Annotated in this window: 16 protein-coding genes; 6 read left to right on the top strand and 10 right to left on the bottom strand. The window is 48.3% G+C overall.

Annotated elements, in window-relative coordinates; all coding sequences use genetic code 11:
• Positions 1-10 precede the first annotated feature (10 nt).
• The 6 genes from GPK90_RS00770 to GPK90_RS00795 all read right to left on the bottom strand — a co-directional run bounded on the left by GPK90_RS00770 (position 11) and on the right by GPK90_RS00795 (position 7,400).
• Positions 11-1,792 (bottom strand): CE1 family esterase, encoded by a 1,782-nt coding sequence (locus GPK90_RS00770; RefSeq protein WP_117515188.1) that lies wholly within the window; start codon positions 1,790-1,792, stop codon positions 11-13.
• 32 nt (positions 1,793-1,824) lie between these two features.
• Positions 1,825-2,778: an ABC transporter ATP-binding protein gene (locus tag GPK90_RS00775; protein WP_117551933.1), complete on the bottom strand. Its 954-nt coding sequence runs from the start codon at positions 2,776-2,778 to the stop codon at positions 1,825-1,827.
• A gap of 1 nt (position 2,779) precedes the next feature.
• Positions 2,780-3,760: an ABC transporter ATP-binding protein gene (locus GPK90_RS00780; RefSeq protein ID WP_117551935.1), complete on the bottom strand. Its 981-nt coding sequence runs from the start codon at positions 3,758-3,760 to the stop codon at positions 2,780-2,782.
• A 15-nt stretch (positions 3,761-3,775) separates the two neighbouring features.
• Positions 3,776-4,645: an ABC transporter permease gene (locus tag GPK90_RS00785; RefSeq protein WP_118531481.1), complete on the bottom strand. Its 870-nt coding sequence runs from the start codon at positions 4,643-4,645 to the stop codon at positions 3,776-3,778.
• Positions 4,642-5,610 (bottom strand): ABC transporter permease, encoded by a 969-nt coding sequence (locus tag GPK90_RS00790; RefSeq protein ID WP_117515180.1) that lies wholly within the window; start codon positions 5,608-5,610, stop codon positions 4,642-4,644. Before GPK90_RS00790 ends, GPK90_RS00785 begins: the two co-directional genes overlap by 4 nt.
• 137 nt (positions 5,611-5,747) lie before the next feature.
• Entirely contained in the window at positions 5,748-7,400 is a 1,653-nt protein-coding gene (locus tag GPK90_RS00795) for an ABC transporter substrate-binding protein (RefSeq protein ID WP_215701896.1), read from the bottom strand.
• Positions 7,401-7,691: 291 nt separating this feature from the next.
• Here GPK90_RS00795 and GPK90_RS00800 point away from each other — a divergent pair, with 291 nt between their 5' ends.
• Positions 7,692-8,672 (top strand): LacI family DNA-binding transcriptional regulator, encoded by a 981-nt coding sequence (locus tag GPK90_RS00800; protein WP_181967966.1) that lies wholly within the window; start codon positions 7,692-7,694, stop codon positions 8,670-8,672.
• Positions 8,673-8,797: 125 nt separating this feature from the next.
• Here the strand turns inward: GPK90_RS00800 and GPK90_RS00805 are convergent, their stop codons facing one another.
• The 4 genes from GPK90_RS00805 to GPK90_RS00820 all read right to left on the bottom strand — a co-directional run bounded on the left by GPK90_RS00805 (position 8,798) and on the right by GPK90_RS00820 (position 12,161).
• A complete protein-coding gene (locus GPK90_RS00805; RefSeq protein ID WP_215701897.1) occupies positions 8,798-9,526 on the bottom strand; it encodes a DUF554 domain-containing protein in 729 nt (242 codons plus the stop codon).
• Positions 9,527-9,796: 270 nt separating this feature from the next.
• Positions 9,797-10,579: a tryptophan synthase subunit alpha gene (gene trpA, locus GPK90_RS00810; protein ID WP_215701898.1), complete on the bottom strand. Its 783-nt coding sequence runs from the start codon at positions 10,577-10,579 to the stop codon at positions 9,797-9,799.
• Positions 10,572-11,756: a tryptophan synthase subunit beta gene (gene trpB, locus GPK90_RS00815; RefSeq protein WP_215701899.1), complete on the bottom strand. Its 1,185-nt coding sequence runs from the start codon at positions 11,754-11,756 to the stop codon at positions 10,572-10,574. Before trpB ends, trpA begins: the two co-directional genes overlap by 8 nt.
• 69 nt (positions 11,757-11,825) lie before the next feature.
• Positions 11,826-12,161 carry an acetate and sugar kinases/Hsc70/actin family protein gene (locus GPK90_RS00820; RefSeq protein ID WP_215701900.1) on the bottom strand — a complete coding sequence of 112 codons (336 nt, stop codon included), beginning with the start codon at positions 12,159-12,161 and terminating at the stop codon, positions 11,826-11,828.
• A gap of 337 nt (positions 12,162-12,498) precedes the next feature.
• On the opposite strand from GPK90_RS00820, the gene GPK90_RS00825 reads away from it, so the two are divergent.
• From GPK90_RS00825 to GPK90_RS00845, 5 genes are all read left to right on the top strand, one after another.
• Positions 12,499-14,199, top strand: coding sequence for an ABC transporter substrate-binding protein (locus tag GPK90_RS00825; protein ID WP_215701901.1), 1,701 nt, complete (start codon positions 12,499-12,501; stop codon positions 14,197-14,199).
• Between the two features lie 140 nt (positions 14,200-14,339).
• Entirely contained in the window at positions 14,340-15,290 is a 951-nt protein-coding gene (locus GPK90_RS00830; protein WP_118297567.1) for an ABC transporter permease, read from the top strand.
• Positions 15,291-15,296: 6 nt separating this feature from the next.
• Positions 15,297-16,235: an ABC transporter permease gene (locus GPK90_RS00835; protein WP_252197312.1), complete on the top strand. Its 939-nt coding sequence runs from the start codon at positions 15,297-15,299 to the stop codon at positions 16,233-16,235.
• Between the two features lie 12 nt (positions 16,236-16,247).
• A complete protein-coding gene (locus GPK90_RS00840; protein ID WP_215701902.1) occupies positions 16,248-17,276 on the top strand; it encodes an ABC transporter ATP-binding protein in 1,029 nt (342 codons plus the stop codon).
• Positions 17,261-18,235, top strand: coding sequence for an ABC transporter ATP-binding protein (locus GPK90_RS00845; protein WP_118297569.1), 975 nt, complete (start codon positions 17,261-17,263; stop codon positions 18,233-18,235). Before GPK90_RS00840 ends, GPK90_RS00845 begins: the two co-directional genes overlap by 16 nt.
• The last annotated feature ends 109 nt before the right edge of the window (positions 18,236-18,344 follow it).

Raw genomic sequence — 18,344 nt, forward strand, 5'->3', positions numbered from 1 at the left:
GCAGCAGTCATTATCCATGATATTGAATACTTCCGTCAGCCTCTCTTGTAAAATGGCATAAGAATGTATCCCAGGTAAGCTGTGCCATCTCTCCGGTATAGGTATGCGGGCAGCCTTTCATGATCGTATATCGGATCATAGGAACATGATCCTTATCATACATCACCAACGTATGATAAATTCCATTATCATACCAGTTTTCAAATTGCGGCGTCATATGGTTTGCACGGCAGTATGCTTTCAAAGTCTCTCGGGCAATACTTCCTTCCTCCACTGACGGAGAAGCCATATCATACTCGCCCATCATAAACGCAATTGGGCATTTCATATGATCATCGATCGGTTCGATTGCGTCCGCCGACTTGCCGCCCAGTGCACCCGTCGGCCCAAATGCCGCAAATCGTTCCGGCATTGTCCTTGAAAGCCTCTGTGTCATCCGTCCGCCATTAGAATGTCCGACCGCATAAATCCGTTTCTTATCGATCGGATACTTTTCTTCCATATCATCCAGCATTACCTTGAAATATTCGGATTCGTCCACACCTTCCTGATCGATCGGCCAAACACACCAGCCTGGAAGTGGAAATCTGCTTCTCCCTACATTTCTCGGATACGCGGCTGGATAAACTACAAAAAATCCACGTTCCTCGGCAAGCCGGTGCCAGTCACTTGTCTGTTCAAAATATTCCGGGCTGCAGGAAAATCCATGAATTGCTACAACAAGCGGATATTCCTTTTTGTCATCCGGCCTATAGCAGGAAGGTACATAGATATCCCAGTACCTTGGCAGTCCTGCGATTTCTTTCTCTACTCTTATTACTCCGATTTCCTCCCAGCTTCTCTTCGGCCGCAGATGGTTATTTCCAGATCCGCCCCACAGGGAAAAACGAAGGACAAACCGAAGCATTGCTTCATTTATTTCATTCTGGTCAAATTTCTTTGTACTATTTTCATCCGCAAGCCATACCTGCGAAATCGGCTGCTCGTTTACATAATAAGCTCCGCGTCTCGGCTGCTCCAGATATACGCTTCCATACTGATTGATCAGATTTTCTTCTTTCACGCGGTTGATCTCTTTTATATACTCGAATACAGCTTCAGCATTTCCCTTCTTATCAATGAGAAATCCCGGCATTGCAATTTCTGTTTTCTTCCATGTATCAATTCCATCGGACGGTAATTTTCTCAACACATTAAGAAGTTCTGGATCCACGCTGCAGTCTCCGCATACCGCAAATGCCGGAAATGTCGCACTATATGTAAGCGCAAACGCGGCAGCTATGCCAGCGGCGTCCCCCAAACCGATCGGATAGAAAAACGACTCACAGATATCGACCGTTGGTCTCTTACTGAATTCGTGATAAACAGTCGTCCATGCATAGTCAAATTCTCTTTCAATCTGTTCTTTTTCCCACTTCGGGCTCTCCAGGATCAGCAGCGAGACAAGATATTTATCTGCTAGTTGTTTCCAGTTTCCTGTCTTTATAAATTCTTCTGCTGTGACACCACTTTCCGCAAAAATCACTGCGCAGGCACCTTTTGACCAAAGATTCTGCGGTGCATAAAGTCCATACGGCCGTTTTGCGCCTTCCAGTTCTATCTCCTTCTTGAAAAATCCGGAATTCAACAGGCTATATGGAGCTCTTCCCTTCAGTACTTCCTCCGGAATCGGTTCAAACGGGTTTACAAGCCTGCTGCTGTCCACATGATACTCTGTTCCTTTTGGAATTCTGGGCATCAGCATCGAACGGTTATTAAGCGGACTGAAATGAAAGCTCTGATATTTTTCCATGATGACCTCCCTGTTTATCCAACTCACAACTTTTAAAGAGAATTGATCTCACGTACTCTGCAGCAGGATACAAAATGTCCCGGTTTGATCTCCTCAAGTTTCTGTGGCTTTCTGCAGTTTTCTGTCGCATAAACGCAGCGATCTGCAAACCGGCAGCCCGGCGGCGGATCGATCGGTGATGTGATCTCTCCCTTTAATACGATTCTTTCCTTTGGATGCAGAATATCTGTTGTCGGAATTGCGGACAAAAGAGCTTTTGTATACGGGTGAAGCGGCTCCGCAAACAATTCTTTCGTCGGACTTGTCTCTACCAGCTGCCCCAGATACATAACAGAAATATTATGTGAAATATGGCGTACTACAGACATATTATGCGTAATAAACATATACGCAAGTCCATGTTCTTCCTGCAGATCCATCAAAAGATTTAAAATTTGTGCCTGAATGGAAACGTCCAGTGCGGATACCGGCTCATCACATACGATGAACTTTGGATCCAGAGCCAACGCTCTCGCAATTCCTACTCTCTGTCTTCTTCCGCCATCCAGTTCGTGCGGGTAGCTCATCTTGATTCGTCTCGCAATACCCACCATATCCATCAGACGTTCTGTCTCTGCGTCTACATTCTGCTTGTCGCATTTTCCACTAATTAAGAGCGGTTCCTTAATCGTATCCTCGACTGTCATTCGAGGATTCAGGGATGAATACGGATCCTGGAAAATGATCTGAACATCACTTCTCAATTTTTTCAGTTCCTGCGGTGTCGGATTTGTAATATCTTTTCCATTAAAATGAACAGATCCCCCCGTACTCTTCTGAAGATGGATGATCGTTCTTCCAAGAGTTGACTTTCCACAGCCGGATTCTCCTACAACACCCATTGTCTCTCCGGCATCAATATTCATCGTTACGTCGTCTACCGCATGAACAGCACCTTTGGGACCATAGAAATATTTTTTTAAGTTTTTTACCTCTACAAGTGCCATACTAATCCTCCTTTTCTGCTGCTTCACAATATGGGCAGCTGCAGAAATGCCCCGGTCTTACTTCTGTCAGCGGGAATTTTATCGTTCTGCATTTATCCGTCGCATGCGGACATCTCGGATTAAAACAGCATCCTGTCGGAAGATCTGTCGGATCCGGTGGGAGTCCTTCAATATTGGCAAGTCTCCGCGTATCTACAGAAAGATCCGGAATTGCTCCGAAAAGGCCGATGGTGTATGGATGCTGCGGGTGAAGGAATATCTCCTCTTTTGAACCATATTCCAAAACTTCACCGGCATAGATCACTGCCACATTGTCGCACATTCTTCCAACAACACCGAGATCATGGGTGATCAGGATCATGGCTGTATTGTATTTCTTCTTCAGGTCATCCATCATATCGAGAACCTGAGCCTGAATCGTTACATCCAACGCGGTCGTCGGTTCATCTGCCAGAAGAAGATGTGGATTGCAGGCCAGTGCCATTGCGATAACAACTCGCTGCTTCATTCCACCTGAAAACTGATGCGGGTATTCTCCATAACGTTCTCTCGGAATACCAACCATAGCAAGCATATCTTCGGCCATCTCTCTTGCGGTTTTATCTTCTCTTGTCTGATGTTTTCGAATTACTTCCGCAATCTGCTCTCCAACCTTCATGATTGGGTTTAACGCTGTCATCGGATCCTGAAATACCATCGTGACCTGTCCGCCGCGGACCTTTCTCATTGCTGCCTCGCTGAGAGATAAAAGATCCACACCATCCAGAATGACCTTTCCACTCTTGACCTTCGCCTGAGCGTCCGGAAGAACACGAAGAATCGTTTTCGCAATGGTTGTCTTTCCTGCGCCGGTCTCGCCCACAAGTCCTAAAGTTTTTCCTCTTTCCAATTCAAAGGAAACATTGTTGACCGCATGTACAACTTTTCCACCTGTACGATACTCAACAACGAGATCCTCCACCTTTAAAAATTTTTCGCTCATAACATGTCCCCCTCTTTAGTCCTTTAACTTCGGATCAAGTGCATCGCGCAGTCCATCACCAAACATGTTCAGGCAGAGAACTGAAATTGCGATAAATAATCCAGGGAAAATCAGCATGTACGGATAATCACGAAGGAATCCTCTTGCGCCTGCCAGCATTGCTCCCCATTCAGGAGTCGGCGGCTGTACGCCAAGACCTATGTAACTCAAAGCCGCCAGTTCCAAAATCGCTTTTGCAACGCCCATTGTCGCAGCGACAATCAACGGAGACCAGCTGTTGGGAATAACATACTTCATAATTCTTCTTGCAGTACTACATCCGATTGCTTCTGCAGCTTCCAGATACTGGTTTTCACGTGTCTGCATAACCGTTCCTCTTAAGAGGCGGACATTGCCAGGAATCGTTCCGACTGCAATCGCAATAATTGTTTTATCAATTCCAACACCGAGAGCCGCGGAAATAATGATCGTTAAAAGCATCGAAGGAATTGCCTGAATAACATCCAGAAGTCTCATAATGACCGTATCGGCTGCACCACCGAAATATCCTGCGATTGCTCCAACGACTGTACCGATAGCAGTTGAAAATAATACTGCCGCAATACTGATACTTAAGGAATATCTTCCGCCGTAAAAGACTCTGGTAAAAATATCTCTTCCGAGATCATCTGTGCCAAACAGGTGCGCAGATGACGGTCCCTGCTTGATTGCCATGACGTCCATCTTATCATACTGATACGGAGAAACGATCGGGACAATGATAATCGCCAGAACCAGGATCACAAATAATGTCAGACCAAACATTGCGTTTTTGTTTCTGGACATCCGTTTTGCGAGGACCAGAAACGCATTTTCTTTTTTATATGTATTGTCCTTCGCCATCATTTTCCCTCCTTGCTCGGTTTCTTCTTTTTGCCCTGATTCTCGTAACGCGCCTTGATTCGCGGATCATTAAACGCGTAACATAGGTCAACTAACAGCATAATTACCGCAAATACTACTGCAAGCATGACAACGCAGCCACGAACGATCGGATAGTCACGCTGATTGATCGCCGTAATCATATACTGGCCGATTCCCGGAAATGAGAATACGTTTTCGATAACAATGGAACCGCCGAAAATAACCGCAAGGTTTGTTCCTGCCAGTGTAATGATCGGGTTCAATGCATTCGGAAGTGCATGTTTTAAGATAACTTCTCGCTGGGTCAGTCCCTTTGAACGCGCTGTGACAACATAATCCGCACGGATGACCTCAAGCATACTTGATCTCGCCTGTCGTGCCTGAGTGGCAAGACCACCGAAACAAAGTGAAACTGTCGGAAGCACATAATACTCCCAACCGCCGATTCCGCTTGCTGGGAACCAGCCAAGTTTTAATGAAAATAAGAGTACAAACAGCATTGCAAGCCAGAATGTTGGAATCGAAACGCCGAGAAGCGCAATGATCATGCTGATTCTGTCTCCCCAGCCATTCTGGTGAACCGCTGCCGTTACGCCAAGCGGGATTCCGATACCAAACGCTAATACCATTGAGGCAATTCCCAGAATCAGTGTTCTTGGAAGTCTCTGCATAATTTCTCCCGCAACCGGAGCACCTGTCAGATAAGATTCACCCAGATCAAAATGAAGAAATACGTCTGATAAGAACTCTCCAAGCTGCACAATAAATGGTCTGTTTAAACCAAGCTGTTCTCTCATCTCCGCAAGTTCATATTCCGACGCTGTACTCCCCAGCATGATCTGCGCCGGATCACCGGGAACCAGGTACAGAATACCGAAGATCAATGTCGCAACGAGCAGCACTACAGGTATCATCTGCAGAATTCGTTTGCCAATAAATCTGATCATTCTTCTTCCTCCCAAATACCTCTGTTTTTAGGAATCGGCGTGCCGAATCCAACTATATGGTTCCTGCACGCCGATGATTGTTGTCATGTAACTATAAAAACTGCATTGCAATTTTCATTCATTTTTATTCCATAAGCTTAGTTCCAAACGTAAGTAGATGCGCCCGGAAGGAAGTTGGAACGGATGCTGTATTTTGCACCTGTAATCTTATTCTTGTTTGTAATATAGTAGTTGTCTTTATGGAAGAGACCATAATGATAAGCTTCTTCAACCATGTACTGCTTTGCAGCATCAATGTCCGCATCATCCTGAGAAGCAGCCGCTGTCATCAGGAGATTGTCCAGTTTGTCATCTCTTACCATTGCCATGTTATGCTCTGCGTAACGTGTGCTGTTTAACTGGTTCCAGATACGGGTAATATAACCGTATGCGGAGTTATAAGAAATATTAAGATCGAACTTAGTCGGGTCTGTCTGGTATGTATTCCAGAGAGCCTGTTCAAAGGATGTAACCTCACTGTCAATTCCAACTTCTTTTAAGTATGCCTGAATGATCTGTGCAGTCTTTACACGAACCTCATCTGTATCGCAAAGAATTGTAAGTTTCAGACTTCCATCAGCAACTCCGGCTTCCTTTAAGAGTTCTTTTGCTTTTTCCGGATTATAGTTATAATAATCCTCTGTTTTCCATTTTTCCTGGAATCCAATGTTTAAATCACTGCCATAGCAGTAAACCGGCTCACCATGGCCTTCCATAACCACATTGATCAGTCCCTGCTGGTCAATTGCGTAAAGAACAGCCTGTGCAATTTTAAGATCGTTTAACGGACTTTCTGTAGAGCGGTTGACCCACATCTGCTGAATATAGTTATCACGGGCTTCTTCTACATTAAAGTTCGCAGCACTCTCTCCGCCTTCCATAAAGCGGCTTGCATTTGAATAGTTCAGAGAGGTCGCAACATCATAAATACCGGTCTCAAGTCCGATTGCGATCTGAGAGGACTCTGTAACGAAATAATATTCGATCTTATCGACATTCTGTTCCTGACACTCAACACGAAGATCTTCCTTCTGCCAGTAGTCTTCATTCTTTACAAGTGTAAGGGAAGAACCTGTTACCCAGGACTCAACCTTGTATGGGCCGGTTGCAACCGGCATGGTTCTCATGCAGTCTCCGCTGTCCTTGTATGCTTTCTCTGAAACGATCATAACCTGAGTCAGCATATTCTCAACTTCTCCTGCTGCCTCACTATTGCACACAAGTTTTACTGTATAATCGCCGGTCTTTTCAATTGATACAAGGGAACCGGTCAATGCTGTATGCTGGTTTCCTTTACCATTTTCAAGACACTCGTTAAAGCTGAATACTACATCGTCTGCGGTAATATTGTTTCCCGCTGTATCTTTAATATAATCGTAAAGTTCGATATCCCATACCACGTTTGTCGGAGTAGATTCCGCTTCATTCTTTGCCCAGTTTTTCGCAAGTATTCCGTAGTACTCACCATCACCACCCATATAGATCAGGTTCTCATATGTATACGCCAGAACTGTCCAACGTCCGCTGGAAGATCCCTCATCGAATGTTCCAAGGGAACCCGGGTCTGAAGTATATGCAATTTTAACAACCTTCTCCTGATCACCTGCCGGTGCTGCTGTCTCAGTTCCAGCTGCTGCCGTTGTTGCCGCTGCCGTTGTTTCCGTTGAACTGCCTCCGCCGCATGCTGTCAACGAAAGCATCATTGCCGCTGCCATAGCGCCTGCAAAAATTCGTTTCGCACTCTTCTTCATATCGTCCTCTCCTTTTTTGTTATATAGTCCCCGATGGACCATTACTCGTTCTGTCAAACGTTTGCGTAAACGTTTAACTTGTTCTGTGGCTTCATTATACCCCCGCCATATATGTATTGTCAATTATTACTAATTTACAAATGCTTTTTCGCTTTTTTGTGTACTTTTTACATATTCTTCGTTTTTGTCCAATGGCTATTCTGCTCAATTTTATTTAATTGACATCAATATTTTTGGGTGATATACTTATGTTAAACGTTTTACAATGTTGCGAAGGGGGAATAAATGCATATGTCAAAAGTTAGTATTCGTGATGTCGCTGCCCTTGCCGGCGTATCTACTGCCACCGTCAGCCATGTCATCAATAATACCCGTTATGTAAAAGAAGAAACGAAACGGCTCGTTCTGAAAAGTATCGAAGAACTTCACTACAGTCCTGATGCGACTGCACGAAGTTTTAAGACGGGAAAGAGAAATTTAATTGCATTTATTGTACCTGATATTTCAAATCCCTTCTTTGCGACAATGATCGAGGAAGTTGAAAACGTTATCTCCAAAGAAGGCTTCAAGCTTCTCGTTATTAATACAAAGGAAACGAAAGAGCGCGAGATCGACAACCTGAGAATTTTATCCAGCGGTATTGTCGATGGTTTTGTTCTGGCCTCTACGGTTGAAAACTACTCTGATATTTCAGGAATCGTTCCTCCCAGTATTCCTGTTGTCTTAGTTGACCGCTCCCCTTTAGGCGCTCCCTATGATTCCGTGATCTCCGCAAACTATCAGGCCATGTCCGATGGAGTGGAATACCTTATAAAGAAAGGACATTCTAAAATCGGATTCATCACCGGGATTCCCCGCATTTCCACAACAAAAGAACGTCTTGATGCCTATCGCGATACGATGGAAAAACATGGAATCTTTTCTGAAGCCCTGATCCGTACCGGAACGTCTATGACTTCTCTGGTAGTTGAGAATCTCGATGCGCTTCTGGCGCTTGGCTGTACTGCTCTGGTTATTTCCAACAATATTATGGCGATTGAGACTATGATGATCTTAAATCAGCGTGGAATCCGCCCCCACCATGATATTGATCTGATCGGTTACAAAGACAGTGAACAGGCACAGTATGGTCTTCAGCATATGAGCCTGATCAAGCAGCCAGTTGCCGAAATGGGGCGCGCGACAGGAAAGCAGCTTCTGGAACGCCTTTCCCATCCTGATATGCCGATTCAAAGAATCATACTCCCAGCAGAATTTCTTCCGGTCGATTGAGTCCTCCCATTTTTATATCATTTTCTCATACATAGGCAGTTCTATTTGAACTTCCACGCAAACAAAAAAGCTTTTTCAGCATCAGTTTTATTCCTCTAAAACATGTACTGAAAAAGCTTTTTGATTTACAGCATCGGCACCACCACATTCCCCCAGAACCAGCTCACCGGCATGACAAGCACCATGGCGGGGATCATATCAGCAACCGGGAAGTTGTGGATTTTTGCGATGCGGAAACCTGTGGCCAGAAGAAGGAAACCGCCGCAGGCCTTGAAGTCCGCGATCATATCCGGTGTGGTAAGCGGAAAGATGAACTTCGCCGCAGCGAAGATCGCGAGAAAGATCACGCACTGCGGGATCGCAACAGCTGCGACCACCATTCCCAGGGTTCCTCCAAAGATCATCGCAGTAAAGAAGTCCAGGATGGACTTGGAGATCAGGATCGTGTGGTCACCGCTCATTCCGGAGTCCAGGGAACCATAGATTCCCGTTCCGCTGGCACAAAACAGCACGATGATCGTCACGAGCATCGTCATGTACTCTTCTCTGGACATGGACGCATTCTTATTCGGGAAGATCTTTCCGACCGGCTTCTCCATGCACGCCGCGCCGTAGTTGATGATCCCGCCGAGATTCACCGCCAGTCCAAACGCGGTTCCAATGATCACCGCAAAAATAACGGCGGGCATATTTTTCATGAGTCCGATGGAACTCACGCCCATTCCCATGGAGCAGACACCGAAGATCTTCGTGAGTTCTGAATTGATCCTTGTGGGCAGCTTATGCCCAAATAAAGCCCCAACCACACCGCCGATGGCGACGGACAGGGCATTGATGATAATTCCTACTGGCATACATCCTTCTCCTTTGCACAAGCAACTGCGGTGCAAGGGAGTCCCTGCACCGCAGAATTGACAGTTCGTTATTTAATTTTAGCACAAAGTACGGTATAGCGCAAACACTTTACCTCGTAAAAGTGCATGTTCCCAATTACCATTTCGACAACATTCTTCTGCATTTAAGTCGAACGACCGTGAGACTTGGCGTGTGATTCTGGTCAGCGAAACTGGCTTATTCCTATCAAAATCACTGTACATCCTCGCGGAGCGTTTCCCGGACGATTCTTAGATCCCATGCACCGCGTCACACATCGACTTCACATATTCCTTCACATACGGAACCGCGTCCTTTCCATACGTTCCGCAGAGCTTCACGATTGCGGAACCAACGATAGCACCGTCGGAAAGTCCTGCCATCTTCTTTGCCTGCTCCGGTGTGGAGATTCCGAAGCCGACCGCACATGGGATATCTTTCGCCTTTTTCACGAGCTTCACCATCGCGCCGATATCCGTTGTGATCTCGCTTCTCGCACCGGTGACGCCAAGTGAGGATACGCAATATACAAAGCCGGATGCCTCTTTCGCGATCATGCTGATTCTCTCATGGGAGGTCGGGGCAATGAGGGAGATCATGTCCATGTTATACTTCTTGCACACAACATCGAACTCCTCTTTCTCCTCATACGGAACATCCGGTAAGATGATTCCGTCCATGCCGAGCTCAGACGCCTTCTTAATAAAGCGCTCTGTTCCGTAGGAGAACACAACGTTCGCGTATGTCATGAATACCATCGGAATTTGTGTATTTTTCCGAATTTTTTCAACCATTGCAAAAATTTTGTCGGTGGTCACGCCGCCGGACAGAGCGCGGGTATTGGCCGCCTGAATCACCGGTCCCTCTGCCGTCGGATCGGAGAACGGAATTCCAAGCTCGATAAGGTTTGCTCCTGCCTCCTCCATTGCGTATACAAGCTGCTCTGTGACCTCTAAGGACGGGTCACCGCAGGTGATAAACGGGATAAATGCTTTTCCATTTCCGCCTTTGAAGGCGTTTGCGATCTTACTCATGAATATCCTCCCCTCTGTATCTTGCGATTGCTGCACAGTCCTTGTCTCCTCTTCCGGAAACATTGACGACAATGATCTTATCCTTCCCCATCGTCGGCGCGAGCTTCATTGCGTATGCGATGGCATGAGCGCTCTCGATCGCCGGGATGATTCCCTCGATTCTGGAGAGATACTCGAATGCATCGACCGCCTCATCATCGGTAACTGCCACATACTGGGCCCGTCCTGTATCGTAAAGATTTGCGTGTTCCGGTCCGATTCCTGGATAGTCAAGACCTGCGGAGATGGAATATACCGGGGCGATCTGGCCGTATTCATCCTGGCCGAAATAGGACTTCATGCCATGGAAAATTCCGAGACGTCCTGTCGCGATGGTCGCCGCTGTCTCTGCTGTGTTCACGCCGCGTCCTGCTGCCTCGCAGCCGATAAGCTGAACGTCCTTATCCTCGATGAAGTTGTAGAATGCGCCGATAGCGTTGGATCCGCCGCCGACACAGGCGAGAACTGCGTCCGGAAGACGTCCCTCTTTCTCTAACATCTGCTCCTTGATCTCCTTGGAGATAACTGCCTGGAAATCACGGACGATGGTCGGGAACGGATGCGGTCCCATGCAGGAGCCGAGAACATAGTGAGTGTCCTCGATCCGGTTTGTCCACTCTCTCATTGCCTCAGAAACGGCATCCTTCAGGGTGCCTGTTCCTGTTGTCACCTCATGGACCTTCGCGCCGAGAAGACGCATCTTGTATACATTTAATGCCTGACGCTTCGTGTCCTCGATTCCCATGTAGATCTCGCATTCCATGCCGAAGAGCGCTGCCGCCGTCGCTGTCGCTACGCCGTGCTGGCCTGCGCCTGTCTCGGCGATGACACGGGTCTTTCCCATCTTCTTCGCGAGAAGCACCTGTCCAAGCACGTTGTTGATCTTATGGGCGCCGGTATGGTTCAAATCCTCTCTCTTTAAGTAGATCTTCGCTCCGCCGAGATCCTTTGTCATGTGCTCCGCGTAGTAGAGTCTTGACGGTCTGCCCGCGTATTCATTTAAAAGTGTTGTGAGTTCTTTCTGGAATTCCGGGGCATTTTTGTAGTGGTTGTATGCCTCTTCGAGTTCCAGTACCGCATTCATAAGCGTCTCAGGAATGTACTGACCGCCATGTGCGCCAAATTTGCCTTTTGACATAGATGTTTCCTCCTCTTGTAGCCTGATATTGTTTCAGATCGACTTTGTCGATCATTTTTTGCGTTCTGATTAGTATTTCTCCGAGTAAAACTCTCGCACCAGCGGGTAGATCCCCTTATATCTCTGGTAGATCCCATGATACCTCGCCGAGATCTCCGGATCCGGTTCCACGGCATCGCAGTGTCCGCGGCTCTCCAGCGTGCTGATAAACGCCTGATAGTCCGGGATCACGCCCTCCGCAACGAATACCGCCGAAGCGATCGCCAGCGCCGGAAGAAGGTCCGGATCTTTGTATACAAAAATCTTTTGTCCCATGACATTGCTCAGGATCCGGCACCATCGCCGCTCTCTCGCTCCGCCGCCGATCAGTGTGATCTTTTTCGCGGGCTGGTCAAAGAGCTCCAATCCCTACCCGTAAAAAGTAACCATATCGCACTATATGCCAAAAAATATTCTGACTTTTCCAATTATGTACATACAGAAGTTACAAAACTATTACTTTTTGAACATTTCGCCGAATTAAGTAAAGCAAAAGTAAAAAATACTTGACTTTTTTAAGTTCTGGTTTTATTCTTAGGCACATAATTTTATTAACGATCCCCCCATTTATCAAAGGCGATAACTTCTGTCAGAAGTGCGCCTTTCTTTTTTACCCGGATCTTCCAAAGCGACTGCCGGTTTTATTTCACCGGTACCAGGATCCGGCGGATCGTTCGTAAAAAAAGAGAGAGGAGAGATTCTTATGAAGAAAAGACGATTGATCGCACTTGCAGCCGCAGCCGTTATGGCAGCATCTTCCCTGGCAGGATGCGGCGGTTCCCAGACGCCCTCCCAGACAACAGCCGGTTCCACCGCTGAGACGGCTGCTGCCTCATCCAACGCAGTGTCTCCGGATGCCAAATCCACAGATCAGACACTTGCTTCCGGTATCGCAGTTGGTTCTTCCGACGGAGAAGCCGTAAAGGGCGGAACACTGGTAGTGTCCATGCCATCTTCCCCGCTGACTCTCGATCCGAAATCCTACTCCACGATGTATGAAAACCACATCATGTACAACGTCATGGAGACTTTATTTATCTGGGATCAGGATTACAAAGAACTTCTTCCATGTCTTGCGACGGATTACACCGCCAGCGATGATGGTCTCACCTACACCATCAACTTAAGAGACGATGTCTATTTCCAGAAAGGAAAGTTCCAGGACGGAAGAAAGATGACTGCAGAGGACGTCAAGTACTCTCTCGAACGAAGCAAAAATGAAAGTACCACAGACCGTATCTGCCGTGACTTCTTCGATTACTGCGAAGTGACAAGTCCGACTCAGGTCGTGATCCATATGAAGTCCGTTGCAGGACCGTTCATCAACCAGTTAGCTGAGATCGGAAACGTCATTCTTCCGAAAGAGGAAGTCGAAGGCTGGGGAGATGAGTTTGGTTCCCATATCGTTGGTACCGGTCCATTCACCCTCGAAGAGATGGTAACCGATGAAAAGGTTGTTTTAAAGAAGAATGACAATTACTGGGGGACCGAGCCGAACGTCGATGGAATTGAATTCCGCATCATCTCCGACTCCAATCAGGCGATCAACGCAGTACAGACCGGTGAGGTCGATATCGCGATGTATCTCCAGGGCGAAGCGATCAAGCGTGCCCAGGATGCAGGTCTCTTACTCCAGACCGCAAGCTCCGCTGTCACCTACGTCCGCTTTAATATGCAGAATGGTCCGACTGCAAATGCAGATGTCAGAAAAGCTCTCACAATGGCAGTCGACATCGATTCCATGGTAGCCGGCATTTATCAGTACGGTGAGGGCACGAGAGCTTACCAGCCGTTACCGGTATACTCCTTCGCATATGACACTGCCTACAATGACCTCGTACCTTCCTACGATCCGGAAGGTGCAAAGAAACTCCTCGCGGAGGCCGGTTATCCGGATGGCTTCACCATGAGCCTTTACATCGGATCCACTACATACCGTGAGAAGATGGCGCAGATGTTACAGTACTACTGGAGCCAGATCGGAGTCACACTTGATATCAAGTCCTCCACGATGGCCGACTGGTCCGCAACCGTTGTCGATTCCTGGCAGGCTGATACCGTAAACAGCTACGGCGTAAGCTGGAACAGCAACCCGGATCCTTACGGTTTCCTTGGAAAGTTCTTCAGTTCCCAGACCATCCACGCTTCCTCCAACGCAGGCGGCTACAATGATCCGGAGATGGATGACCTCCTCAACAAAGGCTTTGGCTCCACTGACACTGCTGAGCGTGCCAAATACTACAAGGAAGCAATTGAGAAAGTTATGAACGAATACACCGGTATCTACTACGCATACGAGTGCCGGAACTGGGCAGTATCCCCGAAAGTACATAACGCGGTTCTCCGTGCTGATAACCAGATGTTAGTCGCAACACCGTTCAACAATATCTGGATCGAAGAATAAAACTATTACAAAATCTGCAGAAAGGGGAAGCAAATCTGATTTGTTTCCCTTTTTCTGTAGAAATGTTCGCAAAAATCGACTGTTCCCCCATTCACAGTCCCGGTGATGGATCCGGACAGTCATGAAAGGATTGGATTTTTATGGGAAAGATCATCATCAAACGATTATTGCAGACGATCCCCACACTTCTGGTCGTCGTTACACTGACCTTCTGCCTGACAAGAATGCTGCCCGGCGATCCGGCTGTGGCGATCCTGGGCATTGAGGCAAATGCGGAGGACATCGAAGCCATGAGAGCCGAGATGAACCTCGATAAACCGCTCCCGGAACAGTACGCACTCTATTTAAACGGACTCGTCCACGGTGATTTCGGTTACTCCTACAGTTACCGCCAGGACGTTCTTCCGCTCATCACTTCCAGGATCCCGAATACACTGACTCTGACGCTGACAGCACTTTTCTTCGCTTTCATCATCGGAACCAGCGTCGGCATCATCGCTGCTTTAAAGCAGAATACGATCTTCGATTACATTGTCATGGTCATCACGCTCGTCGGCGTGTCCATGCCAATCTTCTGGCTGGCTCTTATGCTGGTCCTCCAGTTTTCCGTTAAAATGAATCTCCTGCCTGTCATGGGCATGGGCGACATCTCCAAAGGCATCGGGGATGTGGTGAGCCACATGATCCTGCCAGGTTTCTGTCTCGCGACGATCCCGATGGCGACTTTCGCGAGAACCATGCGTTCCAGCATGATCGACATCATGAGCAGTGACTACATCCGATGTCTCAGAGCCCGCGGCATCCGGAAAATGAAAGTCATCCTGATCCACGGATTAAAGAACGCACTCCCGCCGCTGATCACCGTTCTCGGACTTCAGATCGCCGGAACCTTTACCGGTGCGATCATCACAGAGGGAATCTTCTCCTGGCCGGGCATGGGAACCATGATCAACACCGCGATCAACAACCGCGATTATTCCCTGATCCAGGGAACCGTTCTCTTCTCCGCGATCATGTTCGTCTTCTGCAACATGTTAGTCGATATCGCTTATGCGATCCTGAATCCGAAAGTAAAACTGGAAAAGGGGTGATATGCCATGACATTCTTCAAGAAAAAACCTGCTGCTGCCGCAGCTTCTTCCACATCCGGCGATGCTCTTGGAAAAGACGCCAACATCGCAATGCTCTTAAAAGAACGAAATGCCAACAATGCATGGCATAAGTTAGCCAGAAATAAGACCGCTCTCGTAGGCTTCTTCATCGTTGCCTTCATGGTCATCCTCGCCGTGTTTGCTCCTCTCATCGCGCCGTATGACCCGAATGCGATCAATCCTGTTCTGCCGTTTAAGGGGATCGGAACGCCGGGACATCTCTTCGGAACGGACGATCTCGGGCGTGACATCTTATCCCGTATCATCTACGGCTCCCGCGTATCCATGATCGTCGCAGTCGGTGCCACGATCGTCGGCGCCATCATCGGCGTGCTCATCGGACTCACTGCCGGATATTTCGGTGGATGGATCGATTCCATTCTCATGAGAGTCATGGACGGCATGTTCTCTTTCCCATTTATCCTGTTAGCCATGATCCTGATCACCGTTCTCGGAAACGGCGTCATGAACGTCATTCTGGCCATCGGTATCGCGAGTGTTCCGGGATTTGCCCGTGTCACGAGAGGTCAGGTCCTGATCGTAAAGGAAGAGGAATACTGCAACGCCTGCCGCGTTGTCGGCGTCTCCCCGGTGAGACTCTTATTCTTACATATTTTACCGAACTGCGTATCCCAAATCATCGTGTACGCAACACTCCGTATCGCAAGTGCTATCATTTCCGAAGCTTCTTTAAGCTTCCTCGGACTCGGCATCGCGCTTCCGACCGCATCCTGGGGCAGCATTCTCCGTGTCGGCCGTGACTGTCTGACAACAGCTCCCCATGTAGCCGGAACTGCAGGCGCCTTCATTCTTGTGACCGTCATCGGTTTCAACCTGTTGGGCGACGGGATCCGCGATGTCATGGATCCGAAAATGAAACAGTAGGAGGTGCAGGCTATGAGTGAAAACGATGCAATCTTAAAAGTAAATGGATTAAAAACATATTTCTACCAGGCGAGCGGCGTTTCCAAAGCGGTCGATGGCGTCAGCTTTACACTGAAAAAAGGAACGACCATGGGGATCGTCGGCGAATCAGGTTCCGGAAAAAGCGTCACCAGTGCCTCCGTCATGCGGCTCATGCCGGCAAAAACAGGAAAGATCGTGGACGGCTCCATCATCTTCGATGGAGTTGACATCCGGAGTCTTTCTGAAGCCCAGATGGAAAAATTCCGAGGCGATGAGTGCTGCATGATCTTCCAGAACCCGATGACCTCCTTAGATCCGGTATTCAAGATCGGCCACCAGATGGTCGAGATGATCCGAGAACACGAAAAGATCAGCAAAAAGGACGCCTGGAACAAAGCCGTTGAGGCATTAAAGCTTGTCGGCATCCCGGAGGCTGAGAAACGAATGGACGCGTATCCGCATGAGCTCTCCGGCGGCATGTGCCAGCGTGTCATCATCGCGATGGCCGTCTGCGGACATCCGAAGCTCATCATCGCCGACGAGCCGACGACCGCTCTGGATGTGACCGTACAGGCACAGGTTCTTGAGCTCTTAAAGGACCTCCAGAAGAAGCTCAATACCGCGATCCTGCTCATCACCCACAACCTCGGCGTTGTCTGGGAGATGTGTGACACCGTCATGGTCATGTATGCAGGAAATACCGTAGAATATGCGGACACAAAGACTCTTTATCAAGAGCCGCTTCACCCGTACACCTGGGGTCTTTTGGACTCCATGCCGAAACTCAGCAGCTCCGCGAAAGAAGATTTGAAGACGATCCCCGGAACACCGCCGGATCTCCGTCTTACCGGTTACTGCTGCAACTTTTATAACCGCTGTCCTTATGCCACGGAGATCTGTAAAAATCAGGTACCGCCGCTGAAGGAGGTCGCTCCCGGACATTTCGTGGCGTGCCACAGACAGGACGGAGAGCACAGATTAACACGAGGGGAAGTGAATGAGACATGCAGAAAAATGTAATCATGAGCGTCGATCATCTCAGTAAGGATTTTGTGATCCGCGGAAAAAAGTTAGGGGAAAAGAATAAACTTCTCCACGCGTTGAGCGATGTGTCTTTTGATATCTATGAAGGGGAAACATTAGGGATCATCGGTGAGTCCGGATGCGGAAAGTCCACACTGGGCCGCTGCCTTGTAAAGCTCCACAAGCCGTCCGGCGGAACGATCACCTATAACGGAAAGGATCTCTGGAACATGCCTGTCTACGACCGGGAAGCGGCCCGCAGGGATATCCAGATGATCTTCCAGGATCCGTATTCCTCCCTGGATCCCAGAAAAACGGCTTCCTACTCGATCGAGGAGGCGATGAAGGTCCACCACATCGGTGACACTGCAAGGGAACGCCGCCAGAAAGCGTTAGAATATCTCCAGGAAGTCGGACTCGACATCCAGCACATGGAACGCTACCCGCACGAGTTCTCCGGCGGCCAGAGGCAGCGTGTGAACATCGCGCGCGCCCTCTCGATGGAGCCGAAGATCATCGTCTGTGACGAGCCGGTATCCGCCCTGGACGTTTCGATCCAGGCACAGGTCATCAACCTCTTCCGCCGTCTGCAGAAGCAGTTCAACCTGACCTATGTGTTCATCTCCCATGACCTCGGCATCATCAAATATATCAGTGACCGGATCATGATCATGTACCTCGGGCGCGTCATGGAGTTCTACACCTCCGAAGGCATCTACGCAGATCCGAAGCACCCGTACACGCAGGCTCTGCTCTCCGCGATCCCGCCGGAAAGCCCGTTTGAGAAAAAAGAGCGCCTGCCGCTCACCGGCGATATCCCGAGCCCGATCGGGGATCAGGTCGGCTGCCCGCTCGCAGGCCGCTGCCCGCACTGCACGGAGCGCTGCAAAAAGGAGATCCCGAAACTCGTCGACACCGGAGACGGACATATGGTGGCATGTTTCTTATACGAATAACCTGCCTGCTGCCATCTCATGCGGAATTTTCAGTTCAGAAAATTCCTATCCGTGAAAAACAACTGCCAAACAGCTTTACGGCTGAATACTTTCATAAAGGAGTAATGTA

The organism is Clostridium sp. MCC344 (genome assembly GCF_018785365.1).
Classification (GTDB): Bacteria; Bacillota; Clostridia; order Lachnospirales; family Lachnospiraceae; genus Pilosibacter.